A 21,266-nucleotide genomic window follows, 5' to 3' on the forward strand; every position below is an offset into this window, starting at 1 on the left:
GAGCATTACCCATGGCACTGAAAGCATTCCGAGGCACACCCTTCGAGCATACGCACGAAAATCGAGCATTCAACGAGCTGTTTGATTTGCTCGACGAACACTGTTCGGTTTCTGGACAGGACTGGTACCTGCTGGGCAATTTCTATGTGGGCAGCCGTGAACTGGATGCCATGGTGATCAAGCCGAATGCGGTGATCATCCTCGACTTCAAGGAGTTCCGTGGAAAACTACAATTTTCCGATGATGGCCCTTGGTTGATTGTGGATGAGGAAACGGGGAGCAACGTCCAAGTAAAGGGTGGTGCCAGCGTCAATCCGCTGCGCCAGTTGCGTAACAACAAAGGGGTCATGCTTGATTTTTTGGGCCGGAACTTTACCGACCTTAACGCGACCTGCAACTGGCGGCATGTCGCAGCACTGGTAGCCTTTCAAGGGCCGATTGAATTCGATCATCGCCACTTACCCGGCCCGATAAAGCCCTGGTTCCATATCAGTGATATGGGACGGATCGTTCGCGATTTGGACGCCATTGTCAGCCGGGAGATCTTTCTCTCGCGCGAAAACATGGAACGCCTCACCGCTCAACTGGGGATTGATCCTTTTGTTCCGGCAGGCGCTCCCAAACTCAATCGATTGTGCGGCCGGGAGACTTCAGCGCGTGATGGACACAGATTGACTCAGCAGCAAAGTCAGGCACTGGGCGAGTTCTCGACCTGGCTGAAATCTGGCAGCGGCGTATTTCGTCTCGCCGGCATGGTATCGACCGGCAAGCGCTTTTTGTTCCCCCACCTTGTGGATGCATTGGAAGAGACCGCTGTCGAAATGCTTTTGTTGACCCCTAGCGCCCGTATTTCCTCGACTTATCATCACCCAATGGCACAGCCGATCTCGATCTATACATGGCTTTACAGTCAGCAGCCGAACCGTTTTGAGACCAAAGACGGCCGCAAATTAGGAATTCACGAGACAAGAGAGGACCACCCTTTACACGGCAAAATCCCTGTATTGGTTGATGCCCACCTGCTGAGTGACGAAGAGTTTGAAGTGGGGGACCGGCGATATGGTTCTGGTCGACTGATTCATGACTTTCTCTCGGTTATTGCAAAGCATAAAACGCCTTTTGTGGTGATCGGCGATCCCTATCAGATGCCTAGAGGATCACTGCAGCGCTCCCTGATCAGCGGCAACATGCTGGAGCAGTTAGGGCTCGGCGTTGTCAGCTACCTGTTGACCGAACAGATTTTGGACGACGGAGATGACGCGCTAAGCAAACTGCAGGCGCATCTCGTGGATAGCTTAGACAAAGACCGCTTCAACAAGCTGCCGCGCCTGTCGGGCAAGCGTCTTGAGATTCTTGAAAACGTCAATTCAAGGGGCTGGGTGCCGGACATCTCCAATGTACGCGCTGAATCCATTCTGGTTTGCGGCACTCATGAACAAGCCGCCAAGGTCAATGGCGCGGTGAAAACAAAAATTCTGGGCCATCTCAGTCCGAGCAAATTGGCGGCGGGTGATCGGATTGACTTCCACAACCGCACGCCGATCTTGTCGTCCGAGCCTGATGCATTCAATCAAAGTACTATTCGCTGGGTCAGCTCCGGAGAGATCGGTCTTGTCGACTTTGTTGAGGAGCGTATTGAAACTCACTTTGTTGAGCTGCGTGGACGCAAAGAGCCAATACACCTTCACTTCCAGCGAGCCCGTTGCCGGCTGCCAGGCTTGGGAGAAGTGGAGTTCCGCTACTTGGTAGATTACTTTGAAGCTGATCGGCCTGACATCACCGCAGACCAGTCCCTGGCGCTCCAAGTACTTGCTCGGCAACTTGCCAAGCCAGATCTTGAAGTGCACAAGCAGCGACTACCGAATAAGACTGATCCCAGCTATAAGCAGGCAAGGGCCGAATATGACAGGTTTGAATACCAAGTTCTGCAGGCGCGAGGGTATCTGTCTGCAGCGCTTATCCGTCCTGCTCACGCATTGACTCTGCATCGCGCTCAGGGGCGCCGCTGGCCTAGTGTCTGGGTAAATGCATCACGCAGTGCTTCGAGTGTAAAACCCAACAACGCCGACTATTTCCGCTGGTTGTATACCGCCTCCGTCGGCGCTGACGAGACCTTCACTGTCCGACAGATGCCCTTGCTCAGTCCCCTGAGTAATGCAGCTGTGAGCCGCGCCCATAACATCAAAATTGGTACTTTCCCGCTCAAGCACAGTCTGTTTTATGACGCATTTCGCAACCCCACAGTACAGGAAGCCTCGATGGCTATGCCGTCGAGTTTCAGCGACATGGCATTGCGCCCGCTTTTTCTTGAGCTAAGCGAAAGGCTTGCCGATTCAGACTGGAGCCTTAGCGACTGGCGTGAGCATAGCTATCAGGTGGTCATCACATTCTCTAACCGAACAGCCGCTACAAACATTCGAGTCAGACTGTATTACGACAAAAAATTTGCCGTTACCAACGTGGTTTTTATAGACGGCAATGATATTGAACAGAAAGCCATTAGAAAGCTCCTGATGAAGCCTTTCAAGCCGCAGAGCGAAAACTTGGCTGAAGCTGTCGAGACACTTCTGGAGCTATTAACTGCGAATAGCTTCGTGATAATTGAGGGAACGGAGGCCAGTTACCGGGTGCAGTTGACGCTCGCAGTTGATAACGAAGGCATTGAAATCCAAGTTGATGCTAACAAAGACGGAATGGTCAGCTCCATACGGGTCTTGAAAGCGTCCACAGAAGGTATCGTGCAACAACTGGAGAAAGCTCTGGCGGTACCGTCATGAGCATTTTTGATGATATTCGGGATCACAAATCGCGTGAGGACCTGGAAGGTGCCTGGCAGGTAGGTTCCATGGCATTGGAGCAAGACTCTGGTAACGCGTTCTTGAAGACTTCGCTGTTTTGGGTCATTTATGCAGCGCTGAAAAAGCTGCTTGAGCCTATCAAAACACGCGATAACAAAACGCCGCATCCCAATGAGCAGCGGATGATTGATCTTTGGGCATCTCGCATTCAACTCCTTCAGCTAGAGCTCCCAAGTGAAAATATTGATTTCCGGCTGTGGAATCTTTTCCGTGAGACCGGAAAGTTCTGTGATCCAATCTGTCTTTTTATTCTGCAACGCGGCAGCTCCTTGTTTAGCCCTGACGATCACAAACCATTTAGCACAGAAAAAGGAGAGTCACCCAGCGTTGTACTGCGACTGGCACGCATGGTGGCCGTCAATTACCTGCAAAAAGGCTTAGAAAGCTCCCTTCCAGCTAGTCGAGTCGTCGCACTTATAAACTACGCACTGGATAAGACTCAGGACTCATCGAAAAGCAAGATTTGGCTTGAATACGATAAAGCCAGAATTTTTGTAGCTGCCGGCGACATCGTAAGGGCACGAGACGCCTATATGTCCGTGCTGAGAAACAAACGCGGTGAATCCTGGGCATGGTTTGGCTTGGCCAAGACCTACGAAAACGAACCGAAAAAATCTATTTGCCTAATCTCTTTCGGCTTAACCTGCGCTCATGACCCCATATTCAGCATCCCCGGACTGGTGCGACTGGCGGAGTTACTTGCCCAGACAGGCGTGCATGATTACGCCTCAAAGGCACTGGTAAAACTGACAAAAATCTACAGCAATAATAGCTGGCCGCTTAAAGGCAGCATCGTTGAGCTTACGTCATCTGCATGGTTTGACGCATCGCTGGATACCAGTGATCTTGATGCTCATGTAGAGGAGCTCGCAATAGGTGCCGATCAGTACGCCATGATCAAACCTACCTACTTGTCAGGCGTACTTCTTTCAGTGCACGAGTCAGGTAAAGGCGCCACGATTTATATCCACAGAGATCTTAAGTTTTCTGCGAAAAAGTCTGTATTCGAGTATCGAAAAATCCCTAAGCCTGGAACTTTTGTGAAGATTTTTTGTGACATGGGCTCTGAGAATCAGGATGTCATTTCGGTTGAGAACATACAGGTGATTGAAACTCAGGATATCCGTTCATTCAAAGGGCGCTTGAAAGTAAGCGAAAAAGGATTTGGGTTTGTAAGTGGCGAAATTTTTGCCCCCGCAACTCTGGTTGAAGGCGTACAGCGGGACGCCGAGGTTGCCGGCGTAGCCGTTATGTCTTTTGACAAAACCAAAAACAAATATGGATGGAAAGCTATTTCTCTCTTGAAAGAAGCTGGCTCACCAAACTCAGGCGAACTCGGACCATTGCAATGCCAGCCATGAATTACAACTATGGTGACAACACAGGCTTTTCGAGAAATAAATCTCCGGATGTTTTCAAGAACCACATCTACGCCGAAAAAACGTACATATTGATGAGTTCCGGGCCGTCAGGGATGCATTGTTGTCTTACGATGACATTTCCCACGCTGACCTCTCGTTTCCTGTTTCAGGCCTAGGCGAATAAGTGCATGAACACCCAACAACTGACCCAAGGCCTGAATCAGGCATTCTTCACAGAAAACCACCGCATCGTTTTTTGGTACGACCCTGAGCAAGGCTTCACGGATGAACTCCGCCAGCTTGATCTGCCCGGCGTTCAGGTGCTGAACATGCAGGGGCATTCCACCTTCGGTACCAAGCTCAAGCTGGAGCTTGAGGACACTGAAGGTAAGTACCTGCTCTATTTCCCTTGCGCCGAACCAGACGCGAATGATGACTGGCTGCTGGACATCAAGCTGTACTCGCGCAGTTTCTACGCTGACAAAGTGTCACTGATATTCAATGACCTGGGCTTACACCAGCAGGTACTCCGTGAACATCTAGCCAAACGTGAGCGCTTCCTTGGCAGCAAGGCTCGTCTAGCTAGCCTGAAGCGTTTGATCCAACCAACTGACACTGAGCATGAGCTGGATCTGGCGATGATTGCCGCTGTGCTGGGTGCAAGTGGCAGTGAAGTCATGACGCTGCTTTGCACTTTGGCCGATGGTGCCGTACGTGACGATTTGGGTCTTGAGCAGAATCCAGCGGTCATCGATGAACTGTACAAGCTCGACCTTATGCCTGCGTTGCTGCAGGCCCTGCGTGACGAGGTAGGCTATCCAGCCTCCATCGAGGAAATCAGTGGCGATAAACCCTTCAGCTTCGGGCATTTCCTAATTCGACTGCTGGCAACCGGGTTCTGCGAAAGTATCGGCGATATACCCAACTGGGCCTCAGCGATTGCTATCCCCTCAGCCAGCGCACGCGCTACTTCACGTGCACTGCTATCCCGCTGGCGTGACAGCTCACGGTTTTACCAAGCCTATGATGAGATTTCCGGCTGGGTCGGTGAGGCCCTACATATCACTCAGAAAATTTGTGAAGTTTCGTTGGAGAGCTTGGCAAATGTTGCAACCTTCGAAGCCGTCGAGCGGCAGATCATCGTCGATCTGACCAAGGCTATTCCGGAGGCAGATCCGCGTGACCTCGGTCAGTTTGCGAAGATCATTTCCGAGCGACTGGATAACTATTGGGCGACTCGCCATAAGGACGATGAGACACGCCGCAAGTACCGGCTGCTATACACGGCGCTGTCGGCTGCAATCGACCTGTTTACGCTGCGGCACCAGCACGCTGCAGGCTTCCACTTCACCAGTTCAGAGGCACTGTACAAAGCCTATGAGAGCGAGTTGTATCGCTTTGACACGGCTTACCGCCATTATTTCGCCGCGTCTCAGCGCGCCCACGTCGAGCTGCTGAAGAAGCTCGATGAGGCCGTCGAGCAGTGCTATGCGTATTGGTATCTCGATCAGCTCGGGCGCTCCTGGGGCGACCGCGTTGAGGCCGAACAGCGCTTGGAGCACTGGAAAATACCTGGCATTCCTAACCAGCAAAATTTTTATGAGCGTTGGGTAGCGCCCTTGTTGGAGGGGCATCGTAGCAAGCGCGTTGTAGTAATCATCAGCGATGCCTTCCGCTATGAAGCCGCCGTCGAGCTGTGCCAGCGCATCAATGAAAAGCGTTACAGCAAGGCCAGCCTGAATAGCCAGTTGGGCGTATTGCCGAGTTACACCACGCTGGGCATGGCGTCCCTGCTGCCACACCAGACGCTGGAGTATCGCGAGGGCAGTGATGGTGTTTTTGTAGACGGACTCAATACTGGCAACACCATCGCTCGCGATAAGGTTCTTGCCCAGCATGGCGGCATGGCCGTGACCGCACTTCAAGTCAAAGAGTGGTCCCGTGACGCTGGGCGTGAAGCGCTTAAGGATCAGCAACTGGTTTACGTCTATCACAACGTGATCGATGACCGTAGTGACAAAGGCGGTGGCTCCGAGGTGGATACCTTCCACCACGTGGAGTTCGCCATTGAGGAGCTGACCGAACTGACCCGCAAGATTCTCATGCACTTCAACACCAGCACGGTGTTGATCACGGCCGATCATGGGTTCCTCTTCCAGCAGAGCAAGCTTGATGCGGCGGATCGCACCTCACTCGCAGAGAAGCCGGATAGTGCGATCAAGAGTAAAAAACGCTATGTCATTGGCCATACTCTGCCTGCTGCCAAGGATGTCTGGCAGGGATCGACCAAGCAGACTGCGGGCACAACATCAGACACTCAGTTCTGGATACCAAAAGGCGCAAATCGTTTCCACTTTGTGGGCGGTGCACGCTTCGTCCATGGCGGGGCCATGCCTCAGGAAATCGTGGTGCCTGTGCTGATGGTCAACCAGTTGCGCGGTGAGAAAGCAGAGAAACGCACCAAGCGTAAAGTCGGCGTGATCTCACCGAAATCAGCCCTGAAGATGGTCACCAATATCCAGCGATTTGACCTGATCCAGACCGAATCGGTCAGCGAACAGGTGCTTCCAGTAACGGTTGCTGTTGCGATCTACGAAGGGGAGCAGTCTGTCTCCAGTGAGGAGGTTGTTACGTTTGATTGCGCGACTGACTCCATGAGCGAGCGCCTTAAGCAGGTACGCCTGTCACTTTCAGGCAGCGACTTCGACCGGCAGAAAGATTACTTCCTGGTGATCCGCGACAAGGATCTGAATACGGAGCTTGAGCGCTACCGTGTGACGATTGATCTGGCTTTCACCGACGACTTTTTTTGAGAGTACGAGACTAGATGGAAAACCAAGTAGATAAAGATCTCGATCAGTTGCTCAACGAGCATTTCGCCGGACGCGTGGTGCGTAAGGATCTGACCAAGCTAATCAAGGAAGGCGCGAACGTACCGGTTTACGTGCTTGAGTACCTACTAGGCATGTACTGCGCCTCCAATGATCCAGAGGTCATCGAGCAGGGCCTGAAGAACGTCAAAACCGTACTGGCCGAAAACTATGTTCGCCCGGATGAAGCTGAGAAGGTCAAATCGTTGGTTCGCGAGCGTGGCACCTACAAGGTAATCGACCGGGTAACAGTGCGGCTCAATGAGCGCAAGGACCGATACGAGGCCTCATTCAGCAACCTCGGCATCAAGGATGCTGAGATATCTGCCGGCATCGTCAAGGAATACGAAAAGCTGCTGGTCGGCGGTATTTGGGTAATTGCCACACTCAGTTATTACCACGAGGAAGGCCAATCGGGATCACCTTTTGGCGTCACACTGCTCAAACCAATCCAAATGCCGAACATGAACATGCAGGAGCTGTTCGAAGGGCGCGCAGCGCTGAGTAGCGTAAACTGGCGCGAGACACTGATTCGCTCCATCGGCATGGAGCCATCGACGCTGGATGAATCCGTGCAGTGGCATTTGCTGGCCCGCATGGTTCCCTTCGTGGAGAACAACTACAACGTTTGCGAGCTCGGCCCTCGCGGTACTGGCAAGAGCCACATCTACAAGGAGTGCTCACCGAACAGCATGCTTGTGTCTGGCGGCCAAACCACCGTCGCTAACCTGTTCTACAACATGAGCAGTCGCCGCATAGGTCTGGTCGGACTTTGGGACGTAGTGGCCTTCGACGAAGTAGCAGGCATCAACTTCAAGGACAAGGACGGCGTGCAAATCATGAAGGACTTCATGGCCTCCGGCTCCTTCGGTCGTGGCCGTGAGCAGATGGAAGCCTCCGCTTCCATGGTCTTCGTCGGAAACATCAATCAGAGCGTCGAGTCTTTGGTGAAAACCAGTCACTTGCTGGCCCCCTTCCCTGAGCCGATGATCGACGCAGCCTTTTTCGACCGATTTCACGCTTACATTCCTGGGTGGGAAATCCCAAAAATGCGCCCGGAATTTTTCACCAATCGATACGGATTGATCGTCGATTACCTGGCTGAGTTTTTCCGCGAAATGCGCAAGCGCAGCTTCGCCGACGCCATCGACAAACACTTCAAACTGGGTAACAACCTAAACCAGCGCGATGTGATCGCAGTACGCAAAACAGTATCCGGTCTGCTCAAGCTGCTCTACCCGCACGATGTGTTCACCAAAGAAGACGTGCGCCAGTGCCTCGAATACGCACTTCAGGTCCGCCGACGAGTGAAAGAACAACTAAAGAAGATCGGTGGAATGGAGTTCTACGATGTTCACTTTAGCTACATCGACAACGAAACCCTCGAAGAACACTTCGTCACTGTTAAAGAGCAAGGCGGTGGTGGTCTTATCCCTGAAGGCCCAGGAAAGCCCGGTTTTATCCACACTATAGGCTTGAGCGGCAAAGGCATGCCTGGGCTATATCGGATCGAACTGCAGGTGACCAAGGGTACTGGCAAGCTAGCTACCTCAGGTCTGTGGAATTCCAGCTCTGCCAAAGAACAGGTGAAAATTGCCTTTGACTACTTCAAGGCCAACGCCTCGCGCATCAGCGCTTCAGCAAAGGTGCTCGACCATGACTTCCACCTGCATGTGGTTGAACTACAAAACACCGGCCCTCTGACTCATATGGCGCTACCAAGCTTAGTCGCCTTCGCCTCTGGACTGATGGGCAGGCCTGCACAAGGGCAAATGATCGTCCTCGGCGATATGAGCCTAGGCGGCAGCATCACGCCAGTTGAAAGCATCGCCGAGTGCCTGCAAGTAGCTTTCGACGCGGGAGGTAAACGTGTAGCGCTTCCAATGAGTAGCGCCAAGGACATCCCCAGCATACCAGCCGAACTATTCACCAAGTTCCAGACCAGCTTTTATGGTGAACCAGTTGAGGCTATTTTTAAGGCAATGGGCGTAGATTGAAACAAGTCCATTTATTAGCCCGCTTGCGACTTTGAGGCGGGCTGTTTGAAACGCCACTGATTCCGCAGACACCTCCAAGCCTCATTGGGAGGCTCGACAGGATTGGGTTTGAGGTGATGAGTGCACAGTTTCTCTTCTTCAGGAATAACGGCCGGTAGAGAAGCATGGCAAGCATCCGGCAAGCATCAGTTTTCGAAATGCTGGCTTGGTTCATTGATTCACCTTTACAATTCCACTCTAACCAAGGAGTGCAATCGGATGGCGTTTTACATCGAAGGTATGGGTGAGGCTGTGATCAGCCTTCAAAATGAGGAATTTCGGGTTGACGCCGACACCTTGAAGCAAGGTGATACTGTCCAGACAAGTCAACAAGCTTATGATGAGGACGACGTCGACTTCGAAACTTCGTTCTTCACTACGTCGCAGGGTGAAACCACCGAAACAAGGCAGCTCTTCACATGGAAGGTGGGGTACACCCAAGATTTCAGCACCGGCAAGCTTTCTATTAACGCCGCTCAGTGTGTAACCCCAGGCGTGATAATGATAAAAGACCTCGGTTTCAGCGCCGTAGCCGTGGATGAAAATGAGTAGTTAAAAAAATTTGCACCGGGCGTTTTCTTTTGAGCGCCCATAGCCTCAGCCATTGCGTGCAATGACAATGGATGACCGCATAGCTACATCGAACCTACTCAATTTAACGAGCGTCGAGAAAGCCTTACCTTGTCAGTTGCTTCGAGCTTTGTCTGACTACACCATCTCGGGCCTTCCTCCGAACTCCAGAAAAACCGCCCCTCTACAACGCTCACCATGCGACGATCTCCACTCAATTGATGCCAACTGCAAAGGGTCCCGCCTGCGCCGCCCCTAGGCCCTCTCACTGACGCCAAAAGCACCTCACTGTTGCGGATGGTACGGATCTATGCCACCCGCAGGACAAAAACACCTGCCTTACACAGCTGGTGATCGATCTCACCCTGATCTTCCATATCCTTCAGGTGGAGATCAAAAAAAGAGCTGAGTACAACTCTTCGTGCCGATATCAGATATCAGCCAGTGCCCGTCAAGAGAAAGTTCGCGACAAGGAACAGACCGCAGCCAATACAGTCAGGACTGGAGCTTTGACAGAGCTCAACGCAACGATGCCCTGTATGGCACTCTACGAGCCTTTTGCTAACGGTGACCCAACGGTGACCAAAATGATCAAACCGCAGAAACAACAAAGCCCGGTCGTCTCCGAACCGGGCTAAGTCATTGAAAAATATGGTCGGGACGGAGTGATTCGAACACTCGACCCCTAGCACCCCATGCTAGTGCGCTACCGGACTGCGCTACGCCCCGACTAGGCGTGTTACTGGGTTCGCTTCTTAACGAAGCGAACCGGAATATACCGCAAGCTTTTGAAATGTGGAAGTATTTTTAAAGCTTGAATCATTTTTTCAGCACCACCAGTACATCTTCCAATTCGGAGATCATCTGGCGGATCAGTTGCTTGTATTGGGTGGTGTCGTCTTTGGCTTCATCACCGGACATACGCTGGCGTGCGCCGCTGATGGTGAACCCCTGGTCGTACAGCAGCGCGCGGATCTGTCGGATCATCAGTACGTCCTGGCGCTGATAATACCGACGGTTCCCGGTGCGTTTGACGGGGTTGAGTTGAGGAAACTCCTGCTCCCAATAGCGCAGCACGTGCGGTTTTACCGCACACAGCTCGCTGACTTCACCAATGGTGAAGTAGCGTTTGCCTGGGATGACGGGTAGCTCGTCGTTATGACTTGGTTCCAGCATAAGCCTCAACTCGGGCCTTCAACTTCTGCCCTGGACGAAAGGTGACCACACGGCGAGCCGTGATCGGGATTTCTTCTCCCGTTTTTGGATTGCGGCCAGGCCGCTGGCGTTTGTCTCTCAGGTCAAAATTGCCGAAACCGGACAATTTGACCTGTTCGTTGTCTTCCAGAGCGTGTCTGATCTCTTCAAAAAACAGCTCGACCAATTCCTTGGCCTCGCGCTTGTTCAGACCCAACTCTTCGTACAGACGTTCCGCCATCTCAGCTTTCGTCAAAGCCCCCATACGTCACTTCCTTAACGTGGCGTTCAACCTTTGTTCGAGCGAGGTGAGGATATTTTGCGTCGTGGTATTCACCTCATCGTCATTAAGAGTGCGCGATGGATGCTGCCAGGTCAAGCCAACTGCGAGGCTTTTTCTATGCGGATCAATGCCTTTACCCTGATAGACGTCAAATAGCCTGAGGTCTGTCAGCCATTCCCCTGCATTTTCACGGATTACATCCAGGACTGCAGTGGCAGCGACTTCACGGTCGGCAATCAGGGCCAGGTCGCGGCGCACTTCAGGGAAGCGCGACAACTCGCTGAATTTAGGCATCTTGCCCGACGCAACTTCAGCCAAGACTAGCTCAAACACGAAGACTGGACGGTCCAGACCCAAGGTTTTCGACAGTTCCGGGTGAATGGCGCCGACGAAGCCCACCAGGCGACCTTCACGCTCGATACGTGCAGTCTGGCCTGGGTGCAAGGCTGGGTGGCTGCCCGGTACAAACGTAAAGGCGTCCAGCGCACCGGCAAAGCCCAGCACCGCTTCCACGTCAGCCTTGACGTCGAAGAAGTCCACGACCTCACGGCCTTGCGCCCAGCCTTCCGGCAGGCGGCTGCCGCAGACAACACCCGCCAGCATTGGCTCTTGCTTCAAGCCATCGAGCTGGCCGACGAAACGCAAGCCGCTTTCGAACAGGCGCACGCGGTCTTGCTGGCGGTTCAGGTTGTGGGAAAGTGCCTTCACCAGGCCCGGCCACAACGAGGAACGCATGGCGGCCATGTCGTTGGAGATCGGGTTGGCCAGCAGCAACGGCTCTACGCCAGGGTTGAACAGTTCGAACTGTTTTGGATCAATGAAGCTATAGGTCACTGCTTCCTGGTAACCACGGGCAACCAGCAAACGACGCAGTTCAGGCAGGTGCGCACGCGCTTCGGCCTTGGGTTGCGGTGCCAGGCGTGCTTGCGGATAGCGAACCGGCAGGCGGTTGTAGCCGTACAGGCGCGCCAGCTCTTCGATCAGATCGACTTCCAGGCTGATGTCGAAGCGATGGCTAGGTACTGCAACCTGCCACTGCCCTTCCCCACCCGCAGAAATACCCAGGCCGAGCGCAGACAGCAGTTGCTCGATTTCAGCCGGCTCGATGACCAGGCCGAGCATTTGCTCAACGCTTTTGGCACGCAAGGTGATCGGCGCAATCGACGGCAGGTACTGTTCGCTGACGGTTTCGGTGATCGGGCCGGCTTCGCCACCGGTGATTTCCAGCAGCAGGCCGGTGGCGCGCTCCATGGCTTCACGGGCGAGTTTCCAGTCCACACCACGCTCGTAGCGGTGCGACGCATCGGTGTGCAGGCCGTAGGAACGGGCCTTGCCAGCGATCGCGATCTGGTCGAAGAACGCACTTTCAAGGAATACATCACGGGTGGTCGCGGATACACCGCTGTGCTCGCCACCCATCACGCCGGCAATCGCCAGGGCGCGTGCGTGGTCGGCGATCACGAGGGTATCGGCACGCAGGCTGACTTCCTGACCATCGAGCAGCACCAGCTTCTCACCCTCTTCGGCCATACGCACGCGGATGCCGCCGTTGATTTCGGCAAGATCGAACGCGTGCAACGGCTGGCCCAGTTCAAGCATCACGTAGTTGGTGATGTCGACGACGGCGTCGATGCTGCGCACGTCGGCACGACGCAGGCGCTCGACCATCCACAGCGGGGTTGGCTTGGACAGGTCGACGTTACGGATCACACGCCCCAGGTAACGCGGGCAAGCGTTGGGCGCCAATACTTCAATCGAGCGCACTTCGTCGTGTACCGCCGGTACGGCAGCGACCACTGGACGAGTGACAGGTGCGTTGTACAGCGCGCCCACTTCACGGGCCAGGCCAGCCAGGGACAGACAGTCGCCGCGGTTGGGGGTCAGGTCGACCTCGATGCTGGCGTCTTCCAGCTCCAGGTAAACACGGATGTCCTGACCCACTGGCGCGTCGGCCGGCAGCTCCATCAAGCCATCATTGCCCTCACCCACTTGCAGCTCAGCCTGGGAGCACAGCATGCCGTTGGATTCAACGCCACGCAGCTTGGCCTTCTTGATCTTGAAGTCGCCCGGCAACTGGGCGCCGATCATGGCGAACGGGATCTTCAGGCCCGGGCGCACGTTAGGCGCTCCGCACACGACCTGAAAGGTTTCCGAGCCGTTGCTGACCTGGCACACACGCAATTTGTCGGCATCCGGGTGCTGCTCGGTGCTCAACACCTCGCCCACCACCACGCCGCTGAAAACTCCGGCGGCCGGGGTAACGCTATCGACCTCAAGGCCGGCCATCGACAGACGCGCAACCAGCGCGTCGCGATCTACCTGCGGGCTTACCCAGCCACGCAGCCATTGTTCACTGAATTTCATCCTGCTCTCCTAAAGATTCGTTACGACTAGCGAAATTGCGCGAGGAACCGCAAGTCGTTGTCGAAGAACAGACGCAAGTCGTTCACGCCGTAACGCAGCATGGCCAGACGCTCAACGCCCATGCCGAAGGCAAAGCCCGAGAACTCTTCCGGGTCGATCCCGGACATGCGCAGCACGTTGGGGTGAACCATGCCGCAGCCCATCACTTCCAGCCAGCCGGTCTGCTTGCACACACGGCAGCCTTTACCGCTGCACATCACGCATTCCATGTCGACTTCAGCCGATGGCTCGGTGAACGGGAAGAACGAGGGACGGAAACGCACCGCCAACTCTTTTTCGAAGAACACCCGCAGGAACTCTTCGATGGTGCCTTTGAGGTCGGCGAAATTGATATCGCGATCAACCAGCAGGCCTTCGACCTGGTGGAACATCGGCGAATGGGTGATATCCGAGTCGCTACGGTACACACGGCCTGGGCAGACAATGCGGATCGGCGGCTTGTTCGCTTCCATGGTGCGGACCTGTACCGGCGAGGTATGGGTGCGCAGCAGCATGTTGGCGTTGAAATAAAAGGTGTCGTGCATCGACCGGGCCGGGTGATGGCCTGGGATGTTGAGCGCCTCGAAGTTGTGGTAGTCGTCTTCGACCTCAGGGCCTTCGGCAATGCCGTAGCCGATGTGGGTGAAGAACTGTTCGATACGTTCCAGAGTCCGGGTGATCGGATGCAGACCGCCCGAGGCCTGGCCACGACCAGGCAAGGTCACGTCAATGGACTCGGCGGCGAGCTTGGCCGCAAGATCGGCCTCCTCGAGCGACGCCTTGCGCGCATTGAGAACCTCTGTGACACGCTCCTTGGCGACGTTGATCAGCGCACCGACTTGCGGACGCTCTTCAGCAGGCATATTTCCCAGGGTCTTCATCACCTGAGTCAATTCACCTTTCTTGCCAAGGTAGTGAACCCGGATTTGCTCCAGGGCATTTACATCTTCAGCGCTTTGCACAGCCTCAAGGGCTTGGGCGACGAGCGCGTCCAGGTTTTCCATGTACAGACTCCAGATACAAAATAGGGGAAGAGCTTGAAGGCTCTTCCCCTATTTATGACGTTTACCACCTTGGGCCACAGGAGTAGCCCAGGGTGACTGTCGGGGGTACTTAAGCCAAGGAGGCTTTAGCTTTCTCGACAATCGCAGCAAACACCGCTTTTTCGTTCACGGCCAGTTCAGCCAGAACCTTACGGTCGATTTCGATGGACGCTTTTTTCAGGCCAGCGATGAAACGGCTGTAGGACAGACCGTTAACACGTGCACCAGCGTTGATACGAGCGATCCACAGAGCGCGGAACTGACGTTTTTTCTGACGACGGTCGCGGTAGGCGTATTGGCCTGCCTTGATTACCGCTTGCTTGGCAACACGGAATACGCGTGAACGTGCGCCGTAGTAGCCTTTAGCAAGTTTCAGAATTTTTTTGTGACGCTTACGGGCCATGACGCCACGCTTTACACGAGCCATGAGTTACTTCCTCTATTCTTGAACCAAAATTAACGAAGGCGCAGCATGCGCTCGACTTTTGCCACGTCAGACGGATGCAGCAAGCTGCTACCGCGCAGTTGACGCTTACGCTTGGTCGACATTTTGGTCAGGATGTGGCTCTTGAAAGCGTGCTTGTGCTTGATGCCGTTAGCAGTTTTCAGAAACCGCTTAGCAGCACCACTTTTAGTTTTCATCTTTGGCATGTTCGGTACTCCGCATTCAGTTGATAAACATAATCAGAAGGCCTGCCGTGCCCTGTTGATTACTTCTTCTTTTTCGGGGCGATGACCATAATAAGCTGGCGTCCTTCCATCTTAGGATGCTGTTCGACCGAACCGTACTCGAGCAGGTCAGCTTCAACCCGCTTGAGGAGTTCCATCCCCAGCTCCTGGTGGGCCATCTCACGGCCGCGGAATCGCAAGGATACCTTGGCCCTGTCCCCATCACTCAGGAAACGTACCAGGTTGCGCAGTTTTACCTGGTAATCCCCTTCCTCCGTCCCTGGACGAAACTTGATTTCTTTTACTTGAATCTGCTTCTGGTTCTTCTTCGCTGCGGCAACCTGCTTCTTCTTTTCGAAGATCGATTTGCCGTAGTCCATCACCCGACAAACAGGTGGGATTGCATCGGCGGAGATTTCCACCAGGTCCAGCTTGGACTCTTCTGCAATACGAAGCGCTTCATCAATCGAGACGATGCCAATCTGCTCGCCATCAGCGCCAATTAACCGAACCTCGCGTGCCGAGATATTCTCGTTGATCGGGGCTTTCGGTGCAGCTCGTTTATCTTGTCTCATTTCACGCTTAATAATAATTACTCCGAATCTGGGCGACCACGCCGGGAAACCGCTTGCGCGAGGAACTCAGCGAACTGGGCGACGGGCATCGAGCCCAGGTCAGCACCTTCACGAGTACGCACAGCGACAGTCTGCATCTCGACTTCCCGATCTCCGATAACCAAGAGATAGGGAACCTTGAGCAAGGTATGCTCGCGGATTTTAAAGCCGATCTTTTCATTTCTCAAGTCGGACTTGGCACGAAACCCGCTTTCGTTGAGAGTTTTTTCAACTTCAGCGGCAAAATCTGCCTGTTTATCAGTGATATTCATGATCACTGCCTGGGTCGGAGCCAGCCACGCAGGGAACGCGCCCTCGTAGTGCTCGATCAGGATACCGACGAACCGTTCGAACGAGCCGAGGATCGCCCGGTGCAGCATAACCGGGTGTTTACGGCTGTTGTCTTCGGAGACGTATTCGGCTCCCAGACGGATCGGCAGGTTAAAATCGAGCTGCAGGGTACCACACTGCCAGACACGGCCAAGGCAATCTTTGAGCGAGAACTCGATCTTCGGACCGTAGAAGGCGCCCTCACCCGGCTGCAGATCGTACGCAAGGCCCGCACTGTCCAGCGCTGCGGCCAGTGCCGCTTCGGCGCGATCCCACAGCTCGTCGGAACCGACGCGCTTTTCCGGACGAGTGGACAGCTTCATCTCGACGTCGGTAAAGCCGAAATCGCGATAAACGTCCATGGTCAGCTTGATAAACGCTGCGGACTCGGCCTGCATCTGCTCTTCGGTGCAGAAGATGTGGGCGTCATCCTGGGTGAAGCCGCGCACACGCATGATGCCGTGCAACGCACCCGATGGCTCGTTACGGTGGCAGGCACCAAACTCGGCCAGGCGCATCGGCAACTCGCGGTAGCTCTTCAGGCCCTGGTTGAAGACCTGCACGTGGCACGGGCAGTTCATCGGCTTGATGGCGTAGTCGCGGTTTTCCGACTGGGTGGTGAACATGTTGTCGGCGTAGTTGGCCCAGTGCCCGGATTTCTCCCACAGGCTGCGATCAACGACCTGCGGGGTCTTGATCTCCAGGTAACCGTTGTCGCGCTGAACCTTGCGCATGTACTGCTCAAGCACCTGGTACAGGGTCCAGCCATTCGGATGCCAGAACACCATGCCCGGCGCTTCTTCCTGAAGGTGGAACAGGTTCAGGCGCTTGCCGATCTTGCGGTGGTCGCGTTTTTCGGCTTCTTCGATGCGCTGGATGTAGGCGGCCAGCTGCTTCTTGTCAGCCCAGGCCGTGCCGTAGATCCGTTGCAGTTGTTCGTTCTTCGCATCACCGCGCCAGTAGGCACCGGACAGCTTGGTCAGCTTGAACGACTTGAGAAAGCGCGTGTTCGGCACGTGCGGGCCACGGCACATGTCGACATATTCTTCGTGGTAGTACAGGCCCATGGCCTGCTCGTCCGGCATGTCTTCCACCAGACGCAGTTTGTAGTCCTCGCCACGCGCGGTAAACACGTCGATCACTTCGGCACGCGGGGTGACTTTCTTGATGACGTCGTAATCTTTTTCGATCAGCGCGTGCATGCGCTGCTCGATGGCCGCCAGGTCGTCCGGAGTAAAAGGACGCTCATAGGCGATGTCGTAATAGAAGCCTTCTTCAATGACCGGGCCGATCACCATCTTGGCGGTTGGGTACAGTTGCTTGACCGCATGGCCAATCAAGTGCGCGCAAGAGTGGCGAATGATCTCCAGCCCCTCTTGATCCTTGGGCGTGATGATTTGCAGGCTGGCGTCGCTGGTGATCAGGTCGCTGGCGTCAACCAGCTTGCCGTCGACCTTGCCGGCCACGGTGGCCTTGGCCAGGCCTGCACCAATGGATGCGGCGACCTCGGCTACGGAAACCGGATGATCGAATGAACGTTGACTGCCGTCGGGAAGAGTAATAGTTGGCATGGCGCCTCCTCTCCTAGTGGTGACCCCTACCAAAGGTCACGTGGGTTGGGATGAGCCAGTACAAGATCCAACACCAGGCCGTTCAATAATGAACGCCTGCCTTACAGCGGCAGGAGCCTTTCGGCCAACCGATAATCGAACCAGAGTGACTGGAGTGAACAAAAAGAACCTGGCAAGGCGGCAAATGGCGCGCCGGGAAATAGCCAGGCAAGGATGCTAGCACAGATGAACGGTCATCGCGTCGGCCAAGCGTTGGGTAAAGAGCAATTCATGGCTTTATAGCTGTGAAAGTGAACTTGAGCTGTACGTAGGGCCTCAAAGCCACTGAGAATCGCCGTTCGTCCTCGACCCAAAGGAGCATCCCCATGATGCGTTTTACCTCTACCCTCGCTGTCGCCGCTACCCTGAGCCTCCTTTCCCTCGGCGCGCAGGCTGCAGCCCCTTCCAACTGGCCAGCCGGCGCCCGTGACGCCTTCGTCAACGACTGCAGTGCCGCCGCCAGCCAGAACGTGGACGTCAAAACTGCCAAAGCCCACTGTGAATGTGGCGCCGACAAGATCAATGCCGAATTGAGCACTGCCGAGATCAAGGAATTGATGACCAACCAGAACGCCAGCCCGGAGCTTAAAAACAAAGCGGTCGCGGCTATTTCGTCCTGCAAAGTGGTGAAGAAAAAGTAAGATTGGCTGACGATTCGACGGCCATTTCGCTGGAAAAACAGCCTGAAAACTGCCATTTCGCACAAATTATGCAGGTTTTACGGCTTTTTTTAATAGCTGATATGTCGTCGCAAAGCCCCGTAAATCGGGGCTTTCAGCCCAATGATAGATCAAACGCAAAGCGATTGATTAGCAAACAGTGCCTTGGGGGGGCTCCCAAGCCGAACATTTCGACTATGATAGCCCGGTGTGCCCAGTTGGCCTGAGCAGCACAGCACTACTGAAAATATATGTTTCTTGGAGATACACCATGTCTAATCGCCAAACCGGCACCGTTAAATGGTTCAACGATGAAAAAGGCTTCGGCTTCATCACTCCTACAGGTGGCGGTGACGACTTGTTCGTACACTTCAAAGCTATCGAAAGCGACGGTTTCAAAAGCCTGAAAGAAGGCCAAACCGTTTCCTTCGTGGCTGAGAAAGGCCAAAAGGGTATGCAAGCTGCACAGGTTCGCGGCGAGTAATTCTCCGCTGAGCTAAAAAAAACCCCGTCCATGTGACGGGGTTTTTTATGGGTGATGCAAAAGCCGCATCAGCCGCAGTTAACCCGGTTGATCACCAGGTTGTTGTCGGTGTTCAGGTTCAAGCGGTCGGAGCGATACTCCAGCGTGATCATGTCATTGGGCTTGAGAATGCGTGCATTCTGCGCGCCGGCACGCGTGCGGGCCTGTTCCAGCAATTGAGGCGAGGCTTTCTGGCCGATGGCGAACTCTGCAGCCTTCGACTCACAGCGGCTATGACCGGCATCGGTCGCAGTGGCAGCTTTGCCTGGCTCAGAGGCACCCGGGGTGCTGCAACCCGCCAACGCGAGCGCAGCCAACAAAGTACCGAATGATGCGAGCTTCCAAGGCATGAAGCCTCCTATGATAAAAAGTGGACAGAGATCGTGCGACAGCAGTCAAAGCGATTGGTTTCAAGACGTTAACCGCTTGTGGGCAAGTCTGCCTGACTCACTGCTGGCAAGCGCCCTGTCAATCGTGACTAGATATGAACGCCCTTAGTAGATGTCGATATAGTCTGACGTCGCTGTAGGCCAATTCTGCTTCAGTGCGTTAAAAATCTGCATGACCCAAACTTCGTCACTGGCCGCCACGAGACCGACATAACCGGAACCCTTGGCCCAGGTCTCCAGGCGAAACAGCAGGCCATCGATATCAGCCCCCCCGACTACGCCGGAAGAAATGTAGGCGACGCCTTTTTTGGTCACCCGCAGCTGGGTATGTTCGTCGTCACTGGCGCTGCCAAGCAGTTGGCGCACAGCCTCCAGCGTCAGGTTGTCGAGCTTGCTCAAATCGATTTGCACGCGGTGTTTCCCGGCCATTTAACAGGCCGACAGTGTCGCACAGCCTCTGCGTCATGCCTAAGTAGCAGTGCCAAACGCCGTACAAAATGCTTAACTGCGCCCCTCTGGAACGGCGTTCCAGTGCATTACCACGCATTTTCAGCCCGTGAGATTTCCATGACCACCGTAACGCTTCAAGCCGACATCAAAGCCAAGTGGCCCCAAGGGCAAAGTTCCTACAGCCCCGGAAGCCCGGAAGAACTGGCGATCATTGGTATCGACCTGTTGGTCAAGGAACTGGGCACCCAGGCGGCGCAAGCGTTCATTGGCCAGATATTCGAGAAATACCCGGCCGACTACATGGGCGCCCAAGAGCGCGAATAGAACCGGGCGACGAGCGCCGCCCGGCAAAACACCTTACTTCAGACGTGCCAGGCGCTCGGTCAGCAAATCGAAGAAGCCCTGCGCGTCGCCATTCTCAACCCAGAACACATTCTTGGGCTGCTTTAGGCCGTCGTACCAATCGACGATGGTCTGGCCGAAGGTCGGGCCTTCGCGGCTGTCGACCACCATGTTGGCCTCACGGCCGCTGAACAGCGAAGGCTTGAGCAGGTACGCCACCACGGTAGCGTCATGGACCGGGCCACCCGGAATGCCGTAGTGCTCCATATCGCCTTTGACGTACTCATTCAGAATACTGCTGACCACCTTGCTCGCATTGTTGTTCAGGTCCGCAATCTTTTTCAGGCGGGCGTCGCTGGTGAGGACTTTATGGGTCACGTCCAACGGCAGGTAGGTCAACTTCACCCCGCTTTTGAGCACGATCTCAGCCGCCACCGGATCGGCGAACAGGTTGAACTCAGCCACAGGGGTGATATTGCCACCATTGAAGTGCGCGCCGCCCATCACGACCACTTCCTTGATGCCCTGGGTGATTTCGGGCGCCTGGGTCAGTGCCAGTGCCAGGTTGGTCTGTGGGCCGAGCATGGCGATGGTGATGCTGTGCGGCTTGGCGCTGCTCAGGGTTTTGATCAGGTAGTCGACCGCATTGCCTTCGGCCAGGCCTTTTTTCGGTTCATGCACCGTGACGCCCGAAATGCCTTCCTTGCCATGGATGTTCTCGGCGTAGATCGGTTTGCGCAGCAGCGGCGCTGGCGCACCGGCGTACACCGGGATGTCCTCGCGCCCTGCCCACTCGCGCGCCAGGCGCGCGTTGCGGGAAGTCTTGTCCAGGCGCACATTGCCGGCCACGGTGGTCAGCGCACGAATGCTCAGTTCCTGCGGCGAAGCCATGGCGAACAGCAAGGCCACCACATCGTCGGCACCCGGGTCGGTATCGATGATCAGGTCGATTTTTTCCGCCGCTTGGGCGCTTGCAGCAGTGAGCGCGGACAAAAGCAGAACACTCCGGAACAGGTTTTTCAGGGTAGGTAGACCACGTTGCATAAAGCACTCCTTGTCATT

At 54.9% G+C, this 21,266-nt stretch carries 20 protein-coding genes and 1 tRNA gene; 9 read left to right on the plus strand and 12 right to left on the minus strand.

What is annotated here, in order from left to right; translation table 11 throughout:
* Positions 1–11: 11 nt before the first annotated feature.
* The 6 genes from TX24_RS25950 to TX24_RS25975 all read left to right on the plus strand — a co-directional run bounded on the left by TX24_RS25950 (position 12) and on the right by TX24_RS25975 (position 10,333).
* A complete protein-coding gene (locus TX24_RS25950; protein WP_057711681.1) occupies positions 12–2,777 on the plus strand; it encodes an NERD domain-containing protein in 2,766 nt (921 codons plus the stop codon).
* Positions 2,774–4,219: a DUF7017 domain-containing protein gene (locus tag TX24_RS25955; RefSeq protein ID WP_057711683.1), complete on the plus strand. Its 1,446-nt coding sequence runs from the start codon at positions 2,774–2,776 to the stop codon at positions 4,217–4,219. The genes TX24_RS25950 and TX24_RS25955 overlap by 4 nt, the downstream gene beginning before the upstream one ends.
* A 188-nt stretch (positions 4,220–4,407) precedes the next feature.
* On the plus strand, positions 4,408–7,032 hold the full coding sequence (gene pglZ, locus TX24_RS25960) for a BREX-1 system phosphatase PglZ type A (protein ID WP_057711685.1): 2,625 nt from the start codon (positions 4,408–4,410) through the stop codon (positions 7,030–7,032).
* A gap of 14 nt (positions 7,033–7,046) precedes the next feature.
* On the plus strand, positions 7,047–9,086 hold the full coding sequence (gene brxL / locus TX24_RS25965; protein ID WP_057711687.1) for a protease Lon-related BREX system protein BrxL: 2,040 nt from the start codon (positions 7,047–7,049) through the stop codon (positions 9,084–9,086).
* A gap of 258 nt (positions 9,087–9,344) precedes the next feature.
* Positions 9,345–9,677, plus strand: a complete 333-nt coding sequence (locus TX24_RS25970) for a hypothetical protein (protein WP_057711689.1) — start codon at positions 9,345–9,347, stop codon at positions 9,675–9,677.
* Between the two features lie 368 nt (positions 9,678–10,045).
* On the plus strand, positions 10,046–10,333 hold the full coding sequence (locus TX24_RS25975; protein ID WP_057711691.1) for a hypothetical protein: 288 nt from the start codon (positions 10,046–10,048) through the stop codon (positions 10,331–10,333).
* A 14-nt stretch (positions 10,334–10,347) separates the two neighbouring features.
* Here TX24_RS25975 and TX24_RS25980 read toward each other — a convergent pair.
* The 9 genes from TX24_RS25980 to thrS form a co-directional block, all read right to left on the minus strand.
* Positions 10,348–10,424: transfer RNA gene (locus TX24_RS25980), tRNA-Pro, on the minus strand.
* Positions 10,425–10,514: 90 nt separating this feature from the next.
* Positions 10,515–10,871 carry a MerR family transcriptional regulator gene (locus tag TX24_RS25985; protein ID WP_003174972.1) on the minus strand — a complete coding sequence of 119 codons (357 nt, stop codon included), beginning with the start codon at positions 10,869–10,871 and terminating at the stop codon, positions 10,515–10,517.
* Positions 10,852–11,154: an integration host factor subunit alpha gene (gene ihfA, locus TX24_RS25990; RefSeq protein ID WP_002553164.1), complete on the minus strand. Its 303-nt coding sequence runs from the start codon at positions 11,152–11,154 to the stop codon at positions 10,852–10,854. Before ihfA ends, TX24_RS25985 begins: the two co-directional genes overlap by 20 nt.
* Before the next feature lie 3 nt (positions 11,155–11,157).
* Positions 11,158–13,536, minus strand: a complete 2,379-nt coding sequence (pheT, locus tag TX24_RS25995) for a phenylalanine--tRNA ligase subunit beta (protein WP_057711693.1) — start codon at positions 13,534–13,536, stop codon at positions 11,158–11,160.
* Positions 13,537–13,562: 26 nt separating this feature from the next.
* Entirely contained in the window at positions 13,563–14,579 is a 1,017-nt protein-coding gene (gene pheS, locus TX24_RS26000) for a phenylalanine--tRNA ligase subunit alpha (RefSeq protein ID WP_034135967.1), read from the minus strand.
* Positions 14,580–14,688: 109 nt separating this feature from the next.
* Positions 14,689–15,045, minus strand: a complete 357-nt coding sequence (rplT, locus tag TX24_RS26005) for a 50S ribosomal protein L20 (RefSeq protein ID WP_003192488.1) — start codon at positions 15,043–15,045, stop codon at positions 14,689–14,691.
* A 29-nt stretch (positions 15,046–15,074) separates the two neighbouring features.
* Entirely contained in the window at positions 15,075–15,269 is a 195-nt protein-coding gene (gene rpmI, locus TX24_RS26010) for a 50S ribosomal protein L35 (protein WP_002553160.1), read from the minus strand.
* A gap of 59 nt (positions 15,270–15,328) precedes the next feature.
* On the minus strand, positions 15,329–15,880 hold the full coding sequence (gene infC / locus TX24_RS26015) for a translation initiation factor IF-3 (protein ID WP_015884933.1): 552 nt from the start codon (positions 15,878–15,880) through the stop codon (positions 15,329–15,331).
* Positions 15,880–17,802, minus strand: coding sequence for a threonine--tRNA ligase (gene thrS / locus TX24_RS26020; RefSeq protein WP_034135968.1), 1,923 nt, complete (start codon positions 17,800–17,802; stop codon positions 15,880–15,882). The genes infC and thrS overlap by 1 nt, the downstream gene beginning before the upstream one ends.
* A 365-nt stretch (positions 17,803–18,167) precedes the next feature.
* Here thrS and TX24_RS26025 point away from each other — a divergent pair, with 365 nt between their 5' ends.
* Together TX24_RS26025 and TX24_RS26030 are read left to right on the plus strand one after the other, a co-directional pair.
* Positions 18,168–18,482 carry a hypothetical protein gene (locus tag TX24_RS26025; RefSeq protein WP_019820908.1) on the plus strand — a complete coding sequence of 105 codons (315 nt, stop codon included), beginning with the start codon at positions 18,168–18,170 and terminating at the stop codon, positions 18,480–18,482.
* Between the two features lie 289 nt (positions 18,483–18,771).
* On the plus strand, positions 18,772–18,984 hold the full coding sequence (locus TX24_RS26030) for a cold-shock protein (protein ID WP_003192493.1): 213 nt from the start codon (positions 18,772–18,774) through the stop codon (positions 18,982–18,984).
* Positions 18,985–19,052: 68 nt separating this feature from the next.
* Here TX24_RS26030 and TX24_RS26035 read toward each other — a convergent pair whose 3' ends face one another.
* Together TX24_RS26035 and TX24_RS26040 are read right to left on the minus strand one after the other, a co-directional pair.
* Positions 19,053–19,373 carry an I78 family peptidase inhibitor gene (locus TX24_RS26035; RefSeq protein ID WP_003192494.1) on the minus strand — a complete coding sequence of 107 codons (321 nt, stop codon included), beginning with the start codon at positions 19,371–19,373 and terminating at the stop codon, positions 19,053–19,055.
* Between the two features lie 144 nt (positions 19,374–19,517).
* Positions 19,518–19,823 carry a hypothetical protein gene (locus TX24_RS26040; protein WP_057711719.1) on the minus strand — a complete coding sequence of 102 codons (306 nt, stop codon included), beginning with the start codon at positions 19,821–19,823 and terminating at the stop codon, positions 19,518–19,520.
* A 156-nt stretch (positions 19,824–19,979) separates the two neighbouring features.
* Here TX24_RS26040 and TX24_RS26045 point away from each other — a divergent pair, with 156 nt between their 5' ends.
* The gene (locus tag TX24_RS26045) at positions 19,980–20,186 is read left to right on the plus strand and encodes a hypothetical protein (protein ID WP_003192496.1); all 207 of its coding nucleotides are present in this window, start codon (positions 19,980–19,982) and stop codon (positions 20,184–20,186) included.
* A 33-nt stretch (positions 20,187–20,219) separates the two neighbouring features.
* Here the strand turns inward: TX24_RS26045 and TX24_RS26050 are convergent, their stop codons facing one another.
* Positions 20,220–21,248: a nucleoside hydrolase gene (locus TX24_RS26050; protein WP_032896207.1), complete on the minus strand. Its 1,029-nt coding sequence runs from the start codon at positions 21,246–21,248 to the stop codon at positions 20,220–20,222.
* Between the last annotated feature and the right edge of the window lie 18 nt (positions 21,249–21,266).

The organism is Pseudomonas lactis (assembly GCF_001439845.1).
Lineage (GTDB): Bacteria > Pseudomonadota > Gammaproteobacteria > Pseudomonadales > Pseudomonadaceae > Aquipseudomonas > Aquipseudomonas lactis.